This is a genomic window from Variovorax nivicola, from assembly GCF_051216475.1.
In the GTDB taxonomy this organism is placed as follows: domain Bacteria; phylum Pseudomonadota; class Gammaproteobacteria; order Burkholderiales; family Burkholderiaceae_C; genus Variovorax.
This window is the reverse complement of record NZ_JBPJZK010000002.1, coordinates 399121-414627: the sequence shown is the minus strand read 5'-3', so window position 1 is coordinate 414627 and position 15507 is coordinate 399121. Positions and strand designations below refer to the sequence as shown.

The window sequence follows — 15507 nt, the reverse complement described above, 5'->3', positions numbered from 1 at the left end:
GATCAGAACTCCTCGGCGCAGATGAGCGCAAAGACGAGGTAGGCGAACAGGATCACGGCAATAAGCCCCGCGAACCCGTAAAGGACTTCAAGACCGATCATGGCCGTTCTCCCTTGGGCGTATCGAGCTTGTGCAGCCCGACTACCAGTTCGGCCACTACGACCCACATGACCGCAATGGCGGCAATCCACACGATGTCCATTCATCACTCCTGCAAACGAAACAAGTCAGTGAGTCTCTGCAGGCGCGCGTAAAAACAGGGATAAATCTTGGGAGCGGGCTGTAAAAAGAATATAAAAATCGGGGGAATGGAGGCCCCGCATCTTGATCGCGGTTGGAGGGTGTTCCGGCATATTCCTCGCCCATCTTCGAGATGGCGTCCGACAAACCTTAGACCGCGGTATACGAAGGAATGACGCATCGCTTTGAAACATGCGAAAGCACGCGTCCCTCAACGAAAAGTCGGTGCTAGACTGCCCCGCTCCACCCGGAACGCCCTGGTGCCGAGCCTGAAGGTAAGACAGATTGCCTAAGGGGCTGCAGGCAGGCCAAGGCTGCGGTTCGCCGCTGTGACAGCGCTCGAAAGACCCCACAAAGGACCCCGATGAACGCGATCAAAGAAGCACGCCAGATCATCACGGCCGACCCGAACGGCGAGGAGTCCTTGACTCTGGCTCGACTCGTGCTGGCCCTGGAATCCGAGGCCGACTTCCCTCTTGCCAACCTCTACACGCTGAACCTCGACACCTTCAGTCTTGCAATGGAAATCCTGAAGGAGTGGCGCCTGGACCGCTATTACGCGAGAAAAGGAAAGCTGCTGGATGTGTCTTATCAGGCGCAGGTCCTGGCAGCACACTGAAACACCACCGGAGGCCGCACCTTGGAGCGCACCATGGTCCCGGCAAGCCAGCTCCGAGTCCTCATCGACGAGGTTGAACCTCACGCGTTTTCCTGGACGCTCATGGAGCGCAAGGAGACGGACATCATCGATGTGCAGGTGGCGCGCTCTCCGAAGAACTTTCCCGAATTCGATCTTGCATTGGAAGACGGCTTTCTCGCGCTGAAGGAGTTGGCGCGCGAGCACAAGCGTTGACTGACGGCGCTGCCCGGTGCGTCGCACCAGGCAGCACCCGGATCCATTACTTGGCAGCGGCGACAGACACCTTGTTCGCGGCTTGCTTGATCAGCGCTGCAACAGCCTTGGGATTCGAAACGTAGACAGCGTGGCTGCCAGGGACTTCCGTGACGACGGAACCCGCGCGCTTGGACATGTTGCGCTGCGCCGGCGGCGGGATCATCTTGTCGTCCTTGGCCACGAGGTACCAGCTCGGCTTCGACTTCCACGCCGGCTCGCTCACCGCGCCGCCCAGGGCGGCAACACCCCACGGCACCTGCGAATTCGCCATGAAGGCGGCCGTTTCGCCCTTCACGTCCGCTGCGAAAGAGGCAGCGAACTTCGTCTTGTCGAGCATCAGGAAGCCGTCGACCGGCGCAAGGATCGGGGGCACCGGCGCGCCGGGCGGCGGGTTCTTGATCAGCGAGTCGACCGACTCGCCCTTGTCGGGAGCGAACGCGGCAATGTAGACGAGGCTCGCCACTTTTTCGTCGTTGCCTGCCTCGGTGACGACGACGCCGCCATAGGAGTGGCCGACGAGAACGACCGGCCCCTTGTGAGTGGCGATCGCGCGCTTGGTGACTGCGACGTCGTCGGCCAGCGAGATGGTCGGGTTCTGGACGATGGTGACGTCATACCCGTCTTTCGACAGGATCTTGTAGACGCCTTCCCAGCCGGAGCCGTCGACGAAACCACCGTGCACCAGCACGATGCCGGGCTTTGCCGGCGTGGCGGCGGCAGCGCTGGCCGCACCCGTTGCGATGACTGCGGCGCCGAAAGCGGCGGTGAAGAGCTTTGCGATCTTGAGCATGGACATTTGCAACTCCTGAATGCGCGCTTCAGCGCGCTGCTGATTGAACAAGTGCGGTAGAGGTGATGCCACTGAAAGCCGCACACGAACTCTCGTGACGCCACAAATTTACGACTCAATAGTTTAAGTGTCAAGTATTTAGTGATAAAGCTGTTTTCCGCTCGCGAGGGTTGACGAAAGCCGCGTTGGTGGGATGAAAGTGACGCACGAAATTACGGCCGTCGGCACCTTGCGGGCGCGGACGGCCGTAATCTCGTGCAGTAGCGCGAGCCTCGGCTTATGCCTCGTAGTGGCTGAGGAACAGGTCGACCGCCGCATTGGCGATCTGCCGCTGCGCACGCGGCGCCAGCTTGGGCTGGCCCAGTGCGACCTGCGGCCAGAAGGCCACGCCCTTGACCAGGCTTTCCAGTTGCTGCGCGGCCAGCGAAGCGTCGCCTGCCTTCAGGCGGCCGTCCTTCTGTGCGGCGCGAATCCAGCCGAGTACCCCGCCTTCCTTCTGGCCAAGGCGATTCATCATCTCCTGCACGCGTTCGGGCGAATGGATGGCGGCCGCGATGGCCACGCGTGCGAGGTCGAGAAAGTTGTCGTCGGCCAGCAGGGACATTTTCTGCATCAGCAAGGCTAGCAACTGCTCGCGCACCGGTGCATCGGCGCGATAGGGCAGCTCTTCCTGGCTCGCGGCGCTTTCCCACAGCACGCGCAGGATCTCGGCGAAGAGTTCGTCCTTGCTCGGAAAGTGGTTGTACAGCGTGCGCTTCGAAACCTCGGCGCGGGCGGCGATCTTGTCGACGCTCGTGGCCTCGAAGCCACTGGCGCGGAACTCGGCGATGGCGGCCTGGACGATCGCCTCGCGCTTGCGGTCGGTAAGACGTATAGCCTGGGTCATTGGCGGATTTTACACCGCTGAGTTTACTTTTTTGGAATTCGCTGTACACTCCGAAAAATTACACCGCACGGTGTACTTTCAGTTTCCCTCTTTATCGGAGTGCTCCGCATGACCAACCAGTCCCTCTGCCTTCGCCGTAGCGAGCCCGTCGTTCGCGCCTCGTCGCCGCGACAGCTTGACGGCAAGTTCCGCAACGTCGTGCCGCGCGAGGAACCCGGTTTCGCCAAGACGCTCGCCATCGCCTGGCGCATATTGACGCAGAAGCCCGACACCACGGTGCCACGCGCGCCGATTCCGGTGCAGCCCCTCAGCGCGGCAGCACTGGCCGCCGCACCCGACGCAAGCCTGTTCCGGCTCGGGCATTCCACACTGCTCCTGAAGCTCGCCGGCGAGTTCTGGCTCACCGACCCGGTGTTCTCTGAACGCGCATCACCGTTCCAGTGGATGGGGCCGAAGCGCTTTCATGCACCGCCCATTGCCATCGATGACCTGCCGCCGATCAAGGGCGTGATCCTGTCGCACGACCACTACGACCATCTCGACCACGCCGCCATCATGAAGCTGGCGCCCAAGGTGGATGTGTTCATCACGCCCATCGGCGTGGGCGACCGCCTGATCGCCTGGGGCGTGGACGCGGCCAAGGTGCAGCAGCTCGACTGGTGGCAGCAGACGGCTGTGGTAGGCGTGCGGCTGGTGGCGGTGCCGGCGCAGCATTTTTCCGGACGCAGCCTTACCGACAGCGACCGCACCCTGTGGGTGTCATGGGTGATCATGGCCGGCGACCTGCGCCTGTTCTTCAGCGGAGACACCGGCTACCACGCCGACTTCAAGACCATCGGCGAGCGCTTCGGCCCCTTCGACGTGACGATGCTCGAAACCGGCGCCTACGACGCCCAGTGGCCCGAGGTGCACATGCAGCCCGAAGAAACGCTGCAGGCCCATCTCGACCTCAAAGGCCGCTGGCTGATGCCCGTGCACAACGGCACCTTCGACCTGGCGATGCATGCCTGGCACGAGCCCTTCGACCGCATCCAGGCGCTGGCCGAAGCGGCCGGCATCGCACTGGCTACACCGGCCATGGGCGAGCAACTGTCGCTGGCCCAGCCGCACACGGGGCAGCGCTGGTGGCGAGAGGTTTAGAACTCCAGGCTGCCACACGCCAAGGCGCTTCTACGTGTGCGCAGTCTGAAAGAGGCGCGCCAGCATCGGGTCGTCGATTCGCACGCTGCTCGAACGGGGCAAGGAGCCGATGACCGCCAGCGCCCGCTCGTGATACGCACGAGCGGCGGCTGACGCAGCCTCCGGGGTGCGCGCTTCGATGGCGTCAACCAGCCGGGCCCGTTCGGTCGCCAGCTTGCGCACCGTGCGGCGCCAGTCCTTCAAGGTCTCGCCCGAGTGCTCGCGCGCGATGTCGATCTGAATGCGCGAAAGAAAGCGGCAGAGCACCGCCAGCAAGGGATTGCCAGAGGCCACCGCGAGCACATCCAGAAAAGAAGCCAGGCCTTGAGACACGCCTTCGCGGTCGGTTGCCGTTTCGATGGATTCGAGCGCCTGGCGCATGGCGGCTATCTCGGCGTCCGTGGCGCGGCGTGCAGCCACTTCCGCGGCATGCGAGTTGAGCGCACCGAGCACGCCGAAGATCTCCGTGATGCCGACTTGCTCGAGCTCGATCACCGAGTGCAAAGGCGCCGATAGCAATTGGTCGGGACGCGCCGTCACATAGGCGCCGCTTCCGTGTCTGACTTCGATCAATCCCAACGTTGTCAGGCCACGTACCGCCTCACGCACTGTTGCGCCGCTCACGCCGTAGCCGGCGGCGAGCTGCTTTTCGGTGGGCAAGCGCGCCCCGCGAGCGAAGACGCCGGAAAGAATCCGCTCGCGCAACTCCTGAAGGATTTGATCGGCGGCATTGCCGCGCTCGATGCGTCGGGGAGTCCAGGGAGCCGGGGGGGGCGGGAAGGGTGTTTCGGGCATTTGACTTCTGTTTTCCCAATGGCTACATTTTACCAAGTCACCTAGTGACTTTGATTTGAATGACTCAGACGCACTGAGTGCCCGATCGTATGCCGCATCCCAACGACCAACCATGCAATCCACATTGACTCCCGAGCCGACGCAAGCCTGCCAGGTCCCTGCCGCCGACCAGGTGGCCATCGAACGACTTCTGACCGACTTCGCGTGGCATGCCGACCACGGCGATGCTTCGGCGCTGGGCGAGCTGTTCTCGCTCGAAGGCACGCTGCGCGTGGGCGGGCTCGACCTGAGCGGCCGGCAGGCGATCACCGACGACTGCCTGCGCCGCGCGGCACAGCCTGGCCGCCGCACGCGCCATGTCTGGTCGAACTTGCGCATCGAACGCGCACTGCCTTCGCACATCGTCGCCACCGCGGTGCAGGTCACGTACGAGCAGCCGGGCGAGGGGCAGGCCATGCAGGTGCGGGTGAACGACATGGCCGACACCTTCGTCAAGGATTCCGACGGCCGCTGGCTTTTTGCGTCTCGCCGCGTCGAACGCGCCCTGGCGTTTTCAGCATGAGCACCGCCACCAACTCATCAAGCCGCCTCGACCTTGCCTCTGCATCGCAGATCGCCGAGGTCGCACTGGCCCGGGGCCGCAGCCTCGAACTCAAACCGCTCACGGTGGCCGTGCTCGATGCAGGCGGCCATCTGGTGGCCTTTCTGCGCGAGGACGGCTCCGGCATCCTCCGGCCCCAGATCGCGATCGGCAAGGCCTGGAGCGTGCTGGGCATGGGGCTGGGCGGTCGCACGCTGGCCGAGCGCGCCCAAGCCCACCCGGGCTTCTACGCAGCGCTGGCCGCCGCATCCGAAGGGCGCATGGTGCCCGTGCCAGGCGGCGTGCTCGTGCGCAACGAACAAGGAGACGTGGTCGGCGCAGTAGGCATCAGCGGTGACCTGCCGGACAACGACGAAGACTGCGCGCTCGCCGGCATCAAGGCCGCTGGATGGCACGCCGACCCTGGCTGAGACCAGGAACCGGGCACCGGCTGATCGCAGACAAATAAACAACCTCGAGGAGACAAACATGCTGAACCGACGGCGCTTCGCCGCAACGACCGCAGCGGCCATGGGCGCACTGACATTGCCCACCGCCCGCTCACAGACCACGAACTACGGACGTGTCATCAGCGGCTTTCCGCCCGGGTCTTCCGGGGACAGCGTCGCGCGCCTGGCCGCCAACCAGCTCACTCAGAGCACGCTCAACTACGTCGTGGAAAACCGCACCGGCGCCGGGGGCCGGCTCGCGGCCGAATACGTCAAGCGCGCTACTGCCGACGGGCACACGCTGCTCGCCACGCCCGACGCGATCATGGTGATGTACCCGCACGTCTTCCGCAATCTGCCCTACGCGCCGCTGACCGATTTCCGTCCCATCACCACGTTGTGCACGGTGCCGATTGCGCTGGCGGTCGGTCCGGCCGTCCCGGCGGACGTGCGCAACATGAGCGACTTCGCCCGCTGGTGCAAGGCCAATCCGGCGCTGGCGGCATTCGGAACCTCGGGCGCCGGCTCAACGCTGCATTTCACCGGCGTGATGTTCGCCCGCGTCACGAAGATCGAGCTGACGCACGTTCCCTACCGGGGAGCCAACCTCGCAGCACAAGATGCCGCGGGTGGACAGATCGCCGCCTGCGTCGGCGTGCTGACCGATCTGCTGCCGCTTGCCAGCGGGGGCAAGCTGCGCATTCTGGGCACCTCTGAAGCGAAGCGCTCGCGCTTCACGCCCAACGTGCCGAGCTTTCGGGAACAGGGCCTGCAGGAGATCGAGTCGTCGACCTGGTTCGGTCTGTTCGCGCCCGCGGCGACCCCCGACGCCGTGGCTGAGGCACTGCATGCGCGCGTCGTCGCTGCGCTGGCGCAACCTGCAGCCGCCGAGACGCTGGCCGTGATCGGCATGGAACCGAAGTCGATGCCGATGGCAGCGTTTGCGGCGCTCCTGCGGTCCGACACGGAGCGATGGGGCACGATGGTCAAGCAGGTCGGATACACCGCTACGGACTGAGCGGCCCTGCTTGGGCGCGGCAGGAGGAGGAGCCGCCGATAGCAGCGAACACTGCATCGAGGACATTCGCGCGAAATAGAGAATGATTCTCATCCGTACGCATGAGATAAAATTCGCCTGAATACTCTTTGAGTACTGCGCGCTTTTCACGCGGCGCGGGCTCACACGCTCCATGCACAAGCTCTTTCTGGCAACGCCGCTCGCGCTCGCGGGCGCCGTTTCTTACTCTCACGCACAAACGCCCGATCCCGCCTCCGATGCGACCGGGCAACTGAGCACAGTCACGGTGCAATCCAGCGCCACCAACGGGTTCGTCGCGAACACCGTGGAGGCCGGCACATTCCGGGGTGCCAACATCCTGGAGGTTCCCGCAACGGTCAACACGGTCACGAGCGACGTGTTCGAGCTCCAGGGCGCGACAGGCATCTATGACGTGCTGCGCAACACCGCCGGCGTGACGCGCCAGCAGAACGGCGGCGACACCTTCGACCAGCTCGTGATCCGCGGCATCGCGGTCGAGAACCGCACGAACTACCGGCTCAACGGCTCCCTCGCAATTCCCAACATCTCCGAGATTCCCATGGAGAACAAGGAGCGCGTCGAGGTGCTGAAGGGCGCCTCGGCGCTCTACTACGGCTTCACCACGCCGGCCGGCATCATCAACCTGGTGACCAAGCGCGCCGGCAGCACGCCGGTGACCTCCATTGGCCTCACCGTCGACGACAAGGGTTCGCTACAGGCCAGCACCGACATCGGGCGCCAGTTCGGCGACCAGAACCAGTACGGGGTACGAATCAACGCGGCCGGCGGCCGTGTCGGCTCCAACATCGACGGAGTAGACGGCAACCGCAGGTTCGTGTCGGCCGCTTTCGACTGGCGCGTCAACAGCCGCCTCACCCTCAAGGCCGACGTCGAAAACTACCGCAAGCGCATCACCGAGCAGGCCGGCATCACGAGGCCGGCGGCCGTCAACGGCGTGATCACCTTGCCAGCCCTGCCCGATCCGAACAAGCTGCTGGGCCCGGCCTGGGCGGTCTTCGACGCCGAAGTCACCAACACCCAATTGCGCGCCGACTACTCGCTCAGCGACAACTGGGCACTGACCGTGGAAGCCGGCCACTCCGAAGCCGAGCGCGACCGCAGGCTCGCCAGCTTCAGCAACTACAACGTGCGGACCGGCGCCGGCCGCATCACCGGCAACGACCAGAGCCTGAAGCAGACCTCCGATCTGTTCCGCACCGAGCTGTTCGGCACGTTCTCGACCGGCAGCGTGCAGCACGAACTCACCATCGGCGCAGCACAGAGCAAGAAAACGCAAGACCCGATCTTCCAGCGCAACTACGGCGGCGCGAGCACCGCGCAGAACCTGTACAACCCGGTCGTCATCGGCTACCTGCCGCTGACCGCGCTCCCGACCCGGCCCACCACCGGGGCACAGGACAGCAAGGAACTGGGCCTCTACGCACTCGACCGCATCACCTTCTCGCCGCAATGGCAACTGGTGGTCGGTGCGCGCCATACGCACTTCGAGAGCACGCAAGGCGCCAGCGCCACGATCCCCCTGATCGCCTTCGACGTGCGCAAGACCACGCCGCTCGCGGCGCTCAGCTACAAGTTCACGCCCGACCTGGTGGGCTACGTGTCGTACGCGCAAGGTGTCGAGGAAGGCGAAATTGCACCCGCCGGCACCGCCAACCAGAACGCCCATATGCCGCCCGGCGTGAGCAAGCAGAAAGAAATAGGCCTGCGCTGGCTCACCAGTGGCGGCATGCTGCTGTCCGGCGCCCTGTTCGACATCGAACGCCCGGGCGCCTACACCAACAGCGCCAACACCTTCGTGGCCGACGGACGGCAGCACTACCGCGGCCTCGAACTCTCGGCGCAGGGCCGCCTGACCCGCGCACTTGCGTGGCAACTCTCGGCCCAATCGCTCGACGCCGAGTTCCGCGACATCAATGCGCAGTACAACGGCAAGATGCCCGAGAACACCGCCAAGCAAACGGCCAGCGCCTTCCTCTCGTACGACATCGCGGCAGTGCCGGGCCTGTCGGTCAATGGCGGGGCCTACTACACGGGGCGGCGCCCGGTGGACGACCTGAACCAGGCCTTCATCGGCGGAAACACCATCTTCGGCCTGGGCGCCCGCTACGTCACGCAGCTCTTCGGCAAGCGCACCCTGTGGCAGATCAACATCGACAACGTCGCCGACAAGCGCTACTGGGCGGCGGCCGGCACGCGGCTGGCCGTTGGAACGCCGCGCTCGGTCAAGGCAACGCTGAAGATCGATCTCTGACACGAACAACAACCCGGTCGCGCCCACGGCGGCCCTAACCCCACTTCTCGACATGGCCCTCCTGAGGCGCGCCTGGTTCCAGATCCACTGGTTCATCGGCATCACGGCCGGGTCCGTGCTCGTGCTGATCGGGCTGACCGGCGCCACGCTCTCCTTTCGCGCCGAGATCATCGACGCGATCAATCCCGAACTGCGCCACGCACCCAACCCGGGCGGCGCGGTGGCACTGCTGCCCGCGGCACTGGCTGAACAGCTGCAGGCGGCGCAACCGAAGCGCCGGATCGTCACGCTCACCGTTTTCGCCGAACCTGGGCGGCCGGCACGCGTCAATTTCGCCCCACCGGAAGGCCAGCGCCAGGGCGAAGTGCGGCTGGTCGATCCATGGACGGCCGACTTGCTGCCCGAACCGAAGGGCGACGCCTTCTTCGAGTTTGTCGAAAGCCTGCACCGGTGGCTCCTGCTGCCCCGCGACACGGGCAAGCCCGTCACCGGCACCCTGGCCACGGGCCTGTTGATCCTGGCGTTGTCGGGCCTCTATTTGCGCTGGCCGCGCCGGCCGCTTGCCTGGCAGGCCTGGCTGAAGCTGGACTTCGCGCTCACCGGTCGCGCATTCCTCTGGAACCTGCATGCGGTGGTCGGCACCATTGCGCTGCTGGCCTACCTCGCCTCCAGCCTGACGGGCCTCTACTGGGGCTTCGATGGTGTGCGAACGCTCGTTGACAACGCAGCTGGCGAGGGTCGCATGGTCCGCACGCAACGCATGCAGGCCGGCGGCGCGCAGGCCAAGGCAACTGCAGCGCCCAAGCCCGATCTGCAGCGGGTGTGGCAATCCTTCCTGCAGGAAACCAATGGCGACTGGAGCCTGGTCACGCTGCGCATGCCGGCGCGCAACGCCACGCAGATCGAAGCGACCTACCTGCGTGCCAACCCCGAACACGAGCGCGCACGCAACCGCCTCTATCTCGATGCCGTCACCGGCGAAGCCACGCAGCATGAACGCTACGCCGACAAGCCGTTGGCAGGCCGGCTGGTCAACAGCATCTATCCGCTGCACATGGGAACCTACTGGGGTCTGCCGGGCCGCATCGTGATGACGCTCAGCAGCCTGGGGCTGTCGCTGTTCGCGATCACGGGATGGATGCTCTATCTCGGGCGCCGGCGCACGAAGCGCGCCGTGCGCGACGAACGCGCACGCCTCAGCCCCGCCCCGCAACCGGCCGGCCCCGGCGCCGAACCAGTGCTGCTCACCTTCGCGACCCAGACCGGTCACGCGGAGCGCATCGCGCTGCAGACGGCGGCGGTGCTGCAATCGGCTGGCGTTGCGGTAGTGCTGCAGCCACTGGTCCGCCTGAGCGTGGATGCGCTGCAGCGCTACCGCAAGGTGCTGCTGGTGGCCAGCACCTTCGGCGACGGCGATCCGCCGGACAGCCTGCGCGCCTTTGCGCGCCAGTTCGCGCGACAGACCGGTTCAGGCTTGCAGCACGTGCGCTACGGTCTGCTCGCCTTGGGCGACAGGCACTACGTCAACTTCTGCGGCTTCGGCAGGGCGCTCGACCACGATTTGCGCGGCCATGGCGCGCAGGCGCTGTTCCCGATGATCGAGGTGAGCAACGGCGATGCCGGCGCTCTCGCGCGCTGGCAGCAGTCGCTGGCCGAAGCGTTCTCGGTGCAGGTCGACACGTGGCAAACGCACCAGCCGAAGGCGGCGCACTTCGAGCCGTGGCGCCTCGCGCGTCGCACCCTGCTCAACGCAGGCAGTCAAGGCGATCCACTCTTCGAAATCGAATTGACCAGCCCCGATCTGGCAGCCTGGGAGCCAGGCGCACTCGTCGAAATACTGCCGCGCCAGGCCGGCCCCGCGGTCGAGAAATTCCTGCGCGACGCCGGGCTCGACGGACGAACGCTCGTCCACTTCGATGGCCATGAACGCACGCTCGAAGATGCCTTGTCGCGCAGCACGCTTGCGGCGGCAGCACCCGCTGCAACAGCGCAAGCACTGGCCGACACACTGGTGCCGTTGGCGCCGCGCAGCTATTCGGTGGCATCGATTGCGACGGACGGCTGCGTGCAATTGCTGGTGCGCCAGGTCCGCCTCGATGACGGACTGGGCATCGCATCGGGCTGGCTGACCGCCTTGGCATCCGCAGACGCCGCCATCGAGTTGCGCCTGCTGCCCAATCCCGGTTTTGCGCTGGTCGACGACGAGGTGCCGTGCATCTTCATCGGCAACGGCTCCGGCTTTGCCGGCCTGCGCGCGCATCTTCGCGAACGCGCGCGGCGAGGACACGGGCGCAACTGGCTGGTCTATGGCGAGCGGAACGCCGCACACGATGCCTTCTGTGCCTCAGACATCGCGCAATGGCAAGCCGCCGGAGCGCTGGAGCGCGTCGACTTGGTGTTCTCCCGCGACCAGACGCAGCGCCAGTACGTGCAAGACCGGTTGCGCGAGGCGGCCGACGCGCTGCGGCAATGGGTTGCCGACCGTGCCGTGATCTATGTCTGCGGCAGCCTCGAAGGCATGGCTCCGGGCGTCGATTCAGCGCTGCGCGAGGCTCTGGGTGAACAGGTCTTCGACGACCTGGTCGCGCAGGGCCGCTATCGCCGCGATGTCTATTGAGTCGCGGCGGGATATCAGGATGACTTCACCGGGCGCTTGCCCCGCGTCGTCTTCCTGGGCTCGATGTCCAGCCCCGAGATGCCGTTCACGAACAGCTGGGTCGCAATCGGCACCATCTGCTCGTAGGTGAAGCGCCCTTCGGGGCGGAACCAAGTGAACATCCAGTTGAGCATGCCGAACAGGAACATCGTCAGCAGCTTGTGAAGCTGCGCGTCGTGCAGGTCCGGGCGTGACGCGGCGATGGCGTCGGCAAACACCTGCACCACCGTGCGCTCCTTGTCGAGCACGCGGGCTTGCGCTTCAGGGTCCAGGAAGCGCACGTCTTCAGTGAGCACGCGGTGCTCGTTCTGCGCCTCCGCGTACTCGAGCATGAACGCCTCGATCAGCTCGGGCAGCCTTTGCTCGGCGGCGAGGTCCAGCGCCTCCACCCCCGTCACGATGTCGACCAGGCGCGAGACATGGCCGTCCGCGATATAGAACAGCACCTCGGCCTTGTCCTTGAAGTGGTGATACAGGCCAGGCTTGGACAGATGGCTGGCTTCGGCGATCTCGTTCATCGACGTCGCTGCGTAGCCCTTGCGGGCAAACAGCTCGGCAGCGCTCTTGGCGATCAGGCTGCGCTGGTCGCCCGGGCGGGAAGAGAGGGGTTCAACGGTCATGGGTCGGGATGGATGGGCCCTGCGCAAAGCAGCGCGACCGCCGATCTTAGGGGTTAGTCCCGAGCTTTCTCCGCTTGCCTGCATTCGCGCTCCTGCGTTAGTCTCGCCCAGCTCTCAAACCGACCGGTCGGTCGGTAAGTGGATCGGTAAGTAGATCGGTAAGTCGGACGATTGAGCGATGAAGCAACCAAGCGAGATTTGCCGGGCACCCGGCGCACGACTCAAACACTGGAGATAACCATGCGCGACGAAAAACGTGTACCCCGAGCCCTGCTGTCAAAGGGCTTGCTGCTGGCTGCGGGCCTGGCCCTGCAAGCCTGCGGAGGCGGCGGGGGAGGAGGCGGTGGCTTTCTGCCGATCGTTCCTGCGCCCGCGCCCGCTCCGGCGCCCCCTGCACCGCCGCCGCCTGCGGGGCCCACCGCCGAGCAACTCAAGGCCACCTGCAATGCGCTCACCGGACAGGTCATCGAAGGCGTGACCGTCACGGGCACTGTGCGCTTCGAGGCCAAGGCGCCGATCTACCCGTCAGGCTTTTGCCAGGTGCTCGGCACGCGCGCGCCGTTTCTCGACATCGAGATCGACGTACCGGACAACTGGACCGGACGGTACTGGCAGCAGGGCGGCGGCGGCTTCGACGGGCGCATCGCCTCGGTGATGACAACGAATGCAGGCGGCGCAGTGACCGCGGTCAGCCCTGTGCTCGCACTCAAGGGCGCGGTGTACGCGGCATCGAACGGAGGCAACCGGGCGAGCGTGCCCGCGCAGGCCGCGCCGGGCGTCTGGGCAAGCGGCACACCCGAAGGCCAGCAGTCGGCCATCGACTATGCGTACGCTGCGGGGGGCACCACGCTGCGTTTCGGCAAGGCCGTCGCCAAGGCCTTCTTCGGCAAGGTGCCGAGCCACAGCTACTTCAGTGGCTGCTCCAACGGTGGACGCAACGCCTACATTGCCGCGCAGCGCTGGCCGCAGGAGTTCGACGGCATCGTCGCCGGCTGTGAAACCATGGACATGGGCGGGGCCGTCACCGGCCTGATGAACACGGCCGCCAAGGTTGCCACGCCGGCCGAAATCACCCCTGCCCAGTACGCCGCCGCCTACTCAGCCGCAGTGACAGCCTGCGACGCCAGCGACGGCGCAACCGATGGCTACCTCGCCAACCCCGGCGCGTGCACCCTCCCCGCCGCGTCGCTGCAATGCGGCCAGCCCGGCGCGAATGCCGACCCCACCCTGTGCCTGTCGGCCGCGCAGGTTCCCACGCTCGCGGGCCTGCTCAGCGACCTGACGCTGGCCACCGGCGCTACCGCGTACAGCAAGTACAACTGGACCAACTTCGCTCCTGCGTCCCCCATTCCCGGCGTGCCGGCGCTGGGCGTCACGAGCTATGGCGGCCTGGGTGGCGGTTTCGCGTTCCTGGCGACGAACGATCCCCTGTGGTTCGGTGCGCCTCCCCCGGGCACGGCGCCGGCCCCCAACCTGGCAAGCTTCGATATCAACCGCGACTACTACGTCTTCAGCAGCGGCCTTCAACGCATCGGAGCCGACCACGACAAGAACGCCATCGCGGCCTACGTGGCGTCGGGCCGCAAGCTGCTCTCCTGGCACGACGCAGGAGATCCGCTGCTGTCGGTCAACGATCACGTCCGCAACTTCACCACCATGTCCGGTGTCGCCAAAACGTTCGGGTTGGCCGACCCTCGCACCAACGCCCGCATGTTCATCGTTCCCGCTTCGACCCACGGGGCGGGTGGCAACCTGAACGAGGTCGACTGGCTCAGCGCCATCGTCGACTGGGTGGAGAGCAGCAAGGCGCCGGATCAGCTGACCTACCAGTTCACGGTGGGCGCCACGGCCCGCACGATGCCGGTCTGCGAGGCTCCGAAGTATCCGCGCTACAGCGGTACGGGCGACGTCAACTCTGCGGCCAGCTTCACCTGCACGCCGTGACGGCCGAAGCTACGGCAACGCGACGTCGGGCCTTGCGGATCATGGGCGCGGGTGCGGCAGCGCTGGCTGCGGCGCCGTGGGCATCGCCGGCCCAACGCGCCGAGGCAGACACCGAGATCCTGATCGGCCAGTCGTGCCAGCTGAGCGGCCCGCTCGCTCCGCTGACGCGCGAGATCCAGGAAGGCGCGGCGTGGTGCTTCGAGCAGGTCAATGCCAAGGGCGGTGTGCACGGGCGGCAGATCAGGCTCGTTGCGCTCGACGACGCCTACGACCCCAAGCGCACAGCAGAAAACGTGCGGCAGCTGATCGAGAAGAATGGTGTTTTCGCGCTCTTCAATCTCGCGGGCACGCCAACCACCCTGGCCGCGCTGCCGGTATTGCGGGAGCACAAGGTGCCGCTGATTGCGCCCTTCACCGGGACCGATGCCCTGCGCAGCAGCTTCGACAAATACGTTTTCAACGTGCGCGCAGGCTATGCGGACGAGATCGAGAAGATCGTGCAGCACCTCAGCGTGCTGGGCATCGATCGCGTGGGTGTGGCCTATCTGAACAACTCGTTCGGCACGGGTGGGCTCGACGCCGTCAAGAGCGCGACCACCAAGCGTGGCGTGGCGCTTGCGGCAGCAACGCCGCTGGAAATCGACGGCAGCGGGCTGCGAGAAGCGGCGCAAGACCTCGCGCGCTCCAGGCCGCCGGTGATCATCCTGGCCACGGCAGGCAAGGTCACGAGCGACTTCATCGCGGCCTATCAATCGTCCGGGTCCGGCGCGCAGTTCTACGCCTTGTCCGTGGTCAGCTCCCAGCAACTGATTCAGGCCCTTGGCGATCGCAGCAAGGGAGTCGCCATCGCCCAGGTGATGCCCTACCCCTGGGGCAGCGGCACTAGGCTTGCACGCGAGCTCTCCGACCTCGCAAGCCGCAAGGCAGTGGAGGTCGGCTACAACCACATGGAGGGCTTCGTGTCTGCCAAGGTGCTCGTCGAAGGATTGCAGCAGGCCGGTCCGTCCCCGACGCGCGAGAGCCTCGTGCGAGGCCTCGAAGGGCTTCGCGAACTCGACCTCGGCGGATACGTGGTGCGCTTCTCCGACCGCAACCACAACGGATCGAACTATGTCGAGCTGACGATCGTCGGTGCTTCGAAACGGGTCTTGCGCTGATCTGC

15 protein-coding genes are annotated in these 15507 nt (G+C 65.7%); 10 read left to right on the top strand and 5 right to left on the bottom strand.

Annotated elements, in window-relative coordinates:
* Positions 1 to 2: 2 nt before the first annotated feature.
* Positions 3 to 101 carry a K(+)-transporting ATPase subunit F gene (gene kdpF / locus ACSFBF_RS10530; RefSeq protein WP_093059552.1) on the bottom strand — a complete coding sequence of 33 codons (99 nt, stop codon included), beginning with the start codon at positions 99 to 101 and terminating at the stop codon, positions 3 to 5.
* Between the two features lie 503 nt (positions 102 to 604).
* On the opposite strand from kdpF, the gene ACSFBF_RS10525 reads away from it, so the two are divergent.
* Positions 605 to 859, top strand: coding sequence for a hypothetical protein (locus ACSFBF_RS10525; RefSeq protein ID WP_435466636.1), 255 nt, complete (start codon positions 605 to 607; stop codon positions 857 to 859).
* Between the two features lie 21 nt (positions 860 to 880).
* The gene (locus ACSFBF_RS10520; RefSeq protein WP_435466634.1) at positions 881 to 1093 is read left to right on the top strand and encodes a hypothetical protein; all 213 of its coding nucleotides are present in this window, start codon (positions 881 to 883) and stop codon (positions 1091 to 1093) included.
* 46 nt (positions 1094 to 1139) lie between these two features.
* On the opposite strand, the gene ACSFBF_RS10515 is transcribed toward ACSFBF_RS10520, so the two are convergent.
* Both ACSFBF_RS10515 and ACSFBF_RS10510 read right to left on the bottom strand, forming a co-directional pair.
* A complete protein-coding gene (locus ACSFBF_RS10515) occupies positions 1140 to 1931 on the bottom strand; it encodes an alpha/beta fold hydrolase (RefSeq protein ID WP_435466632.1) in 792 nt (263 codons plus the stop codon).
* A gap of 271 nt (positions 1932 to 2202) precedes the next feature.
* Positions 2203 to 2811 (bottom strand): TetR/AcrR family transcriptional regulator, encoded by a 609-nt coding sequence (locus ACSFBF_RS10510; protein WP_093059556.1) that lies wholly within the window; start codon positions 2809 to 2811, stop codon positions 2203 to 2205.
* A gap of 108 nt (positions 2812 to 2919) precedes the next feature.
* Between ACSFBF_RS10510 and ACSFBF_RS10505 the strand changes: the two genes are divergently transcribed.
* On the top strand, positions 2920 to 3951 hold the full coding sequence (locus ACSFBF_RS10505; protein ID WP_435466630.1) for an MBL fold metallo-hydrolase: 1032 nt from the start codon (positions 2920 to 2922) through the stop codon (positions 3949 to 3951).
* Positions 3952 to 3981: 30 nt separating this feature from the next.
* Here the strand turns inward: ACSFBF_RS10505 and ACSFBF_RS10500 are convergent, their stop codons facing one another.
* The gene (locus tag ACSFBF_RS10500; RefSeq protein WP_435466628.1) at positions 3982 to 4785 is read right to left on the bottom strand and encodes a FadR/GntR family transcriptional regulator; all 804 of its coding nucleotides are present in this window, start codon (positions 4783 to 4785) and stop codon (positions 3982 to 3984) included.
* Positions 4786 to 4897: 112 nt separating this feature from the next.
* Between ACSFBF_RS10500 and ACSFBF_RS10495 the strand changes: the two genes are divergently transcribed.
* From ACSFBF_RS10495 to ACSFBF_RS10475, 5 genes are all read left to right on the top strand, one after another.
* Positions 4898 to 5347 carry a nuclear transport factor 2 family protein gene (locus ACSFBF_RS10495; protein WP_435466626.1) on the top strand — a complete coding sequence of 150 codons (450 nt, stop codon included), beginning with the start codon at positions 4898 to 4900 and terminating at the stop codon, positions 5345 to 5347.
* Positions 5344 to 5796, top strand: coding sequence for a GlcG/HbpS family heme-binding protein (locus ACSFBF_RS10490; RefSeq protein ID WP_435466624.1), 453 nt, complete (start codon positions 5344 to 5346; stop codon positions 5794 to 5796). Before ACSFBF_RS10495 ends, ACSFBF_RS10490 begins: the two co-directional genes overlap by 4 nt.
* Before the next feature lie 58 nt (positions 5797 to 5854).
* On the top strand, positions 5855 to 6832 hold the full coding sequence (locus ACSFBF_RS10485) for a tripartite tricarboxylate transporter substrate-binding protein (RefSeq protein ID WP_435466622.1): 978 nt from the start codon (positions 5855 to 5857) through the stop codon (positions 6830 to 6832).
* A gap of 172 nt (positions 6833 to 7004) precedes the next feature.
* A complete protein-coding gene (locus ACSFBF_RS10480; RefSeq protein ID WP_435466620.1) occupies positions 7005 to 9125 on the top strand; it encodes a TonB-dependent siderophore receptor in 2121 nt (706 codons plus the stop codon).
* 52 nt (positions 9126 to 9177) lie between these two features.
* Positions 9178 to 11742, top strand: coding sequence for a PepSY domain-containing protein (locus ACSFBF_RS10475; protein ID WP_435466618.1), 2565 nt, complete (start codon positions 9178 to 9180; stop codon positions 11740 to 11742).
* Positions 11743 to 11756: 14 nt separating this feature from the next.
* On the opposite strand, the gene ACSFBF_RS10470 is transcribed toward ACSFBF_RS10475, so the two are convergent.
* Positions 11757 to 12401 carry a TetR/AcrR family transcriptional regulator gene (locus tag ACSFBF_RS10470; RefSeq protein ID WP_435466616.1) on the bottom strand — a complete coding sequence of 215 codons (645 nt, stop codon included), beginning with the start codon at positions 12399 to 12401 and terminating at the stop codon, positions 11757 to 11759.
* A gap of 240 nt (positions 12402 to 12641) precedes the next feature.
* On the opposite strand from ACSFBF_RS10470, the gene ACSFBF_RS10465 reads away from it, so the two are divergent.
* Together ACSFBF_RS10465 and ACSFBF_RS10460 are read left to right on the top strand one after the other, a co-directional pair.
* Positions 12642 to 14345, top strand: a complete 1704-nt coding sequence (locus tag ACSFBF_RS10465; RefSeq protein ID WP_435466614.1) for a tannase/feruloyl esterase family alpha/beta hydrolase — start codon at positions 12642 to 12644, stop codon at positions 14343 to 14345.
* Positions 14342 to 15502, top strand: a complete 1161-nt coding sequence (locus ACSFBF_RS10460) for an ABC transporter substrate-binding protein (RefSeq protein ID WP_435466612.1) — start codon at positions 14342 to 14344, stop codon at positions 15500 to 15502. Before ACSFBF_RS10465 ends, ACSFBF_RS10460 begins: the two co-directional genes overlap by 4 nt.
* The last annotated feature ends 5 nt before the right edge of the window (positions 15503 to 15507 follow it).

Coding starts and splice junctions, on each gene's coding strand:
- ACSFBF_RS10525 (WP_435466636.1), top strand. CDS start 605: ATGAACGCGATCAAAGAAGCACGCCAGATCATCACGGCCGACCCGAAC.
- kdpF (WP_093059552.1), bottom strand. CDS start 101: ATGATCGGTCTTGAAGTCCTTTACGGGTTCGCGGGGCTTATTGCCGTG.
- ACSFBF_RS10505 (WP_435466630.1), top strand. CDS start 2,920: ATGACCAACCAGTCCCTCTGCCTTCGCCGTAGCGAGCCCGTCGTTCGC.
- ACSFBF_RS10510 (WP_093059556.1), bottom strand. CDS start 2,811: ATGACCCAGGCTATACGTCTTACCGACCGCAAGCGCGAGGCGATCGTC.
- ACSFBF_RS10480 (WP_435466620.1), top strand. CDS start 7,005: ATGCACAAGCTCTTTCTGGCAACGCCGCTCGCGCTCGCGGGCGCCGTT.
- ACSFBF_RS10500 (WP_435466628.1), bottom strand. CDS start 4,785: ATGCCCGAAACACCCTTCCCGCCCCCCCCGGCTCCCTGGACTCCCCGA.
- ACSFBF_RS10490 (WP_435466624.1), top strand. CDS start 5,344: ATGAGCACCGCCACCAACTCATCAAGCCGCCTCGACCTTGCCTCTGCA.
- ACSFBF_RS10515 (WP_435466632.1), bottom strand. CDS start 1,931: ATGTCCATGCTCAAGATCGCAAAGCTCTTCACCGCCGCTTTCGGCGCC.
- ACSFBF_RS10475 (WP_435466618.1), top strand. CDS start 9,178: ATGGCCCTCCTGAGGCGCGCCTGGTTCCAGATCCACTGGTTCATCGGC.
- ACSFBF_RS10465 (WP_435466614.1), top strand. CDS start 12,642: ATGCGCGACGAAAAACGTGTACCCCGAGCCCTGCTGTCAAAGGGCTTG.
- ACSFBF_RS10485 (WP_435466622.1), top strand. CDS start 5,855: ATGCTGAACCGACGGCGCTTCGCCGCAACGACCGCAGCGGCCATGGGC.
- ACSFBF_RS10495 (WP_435466626.1), top strand. CDS start 4,898: ATGCAATCCACATTGACTCCCGAGCCGACGCAAGCCTGCCAGGTCCCT.
- ACSFBF_RS10470 (WP_435466616.1), bottom strand. CDS start 12,401: ATGACCGTTGAACCCCTCTCTTCCCGCCCGGGCGACCAGCGCAGCCTG.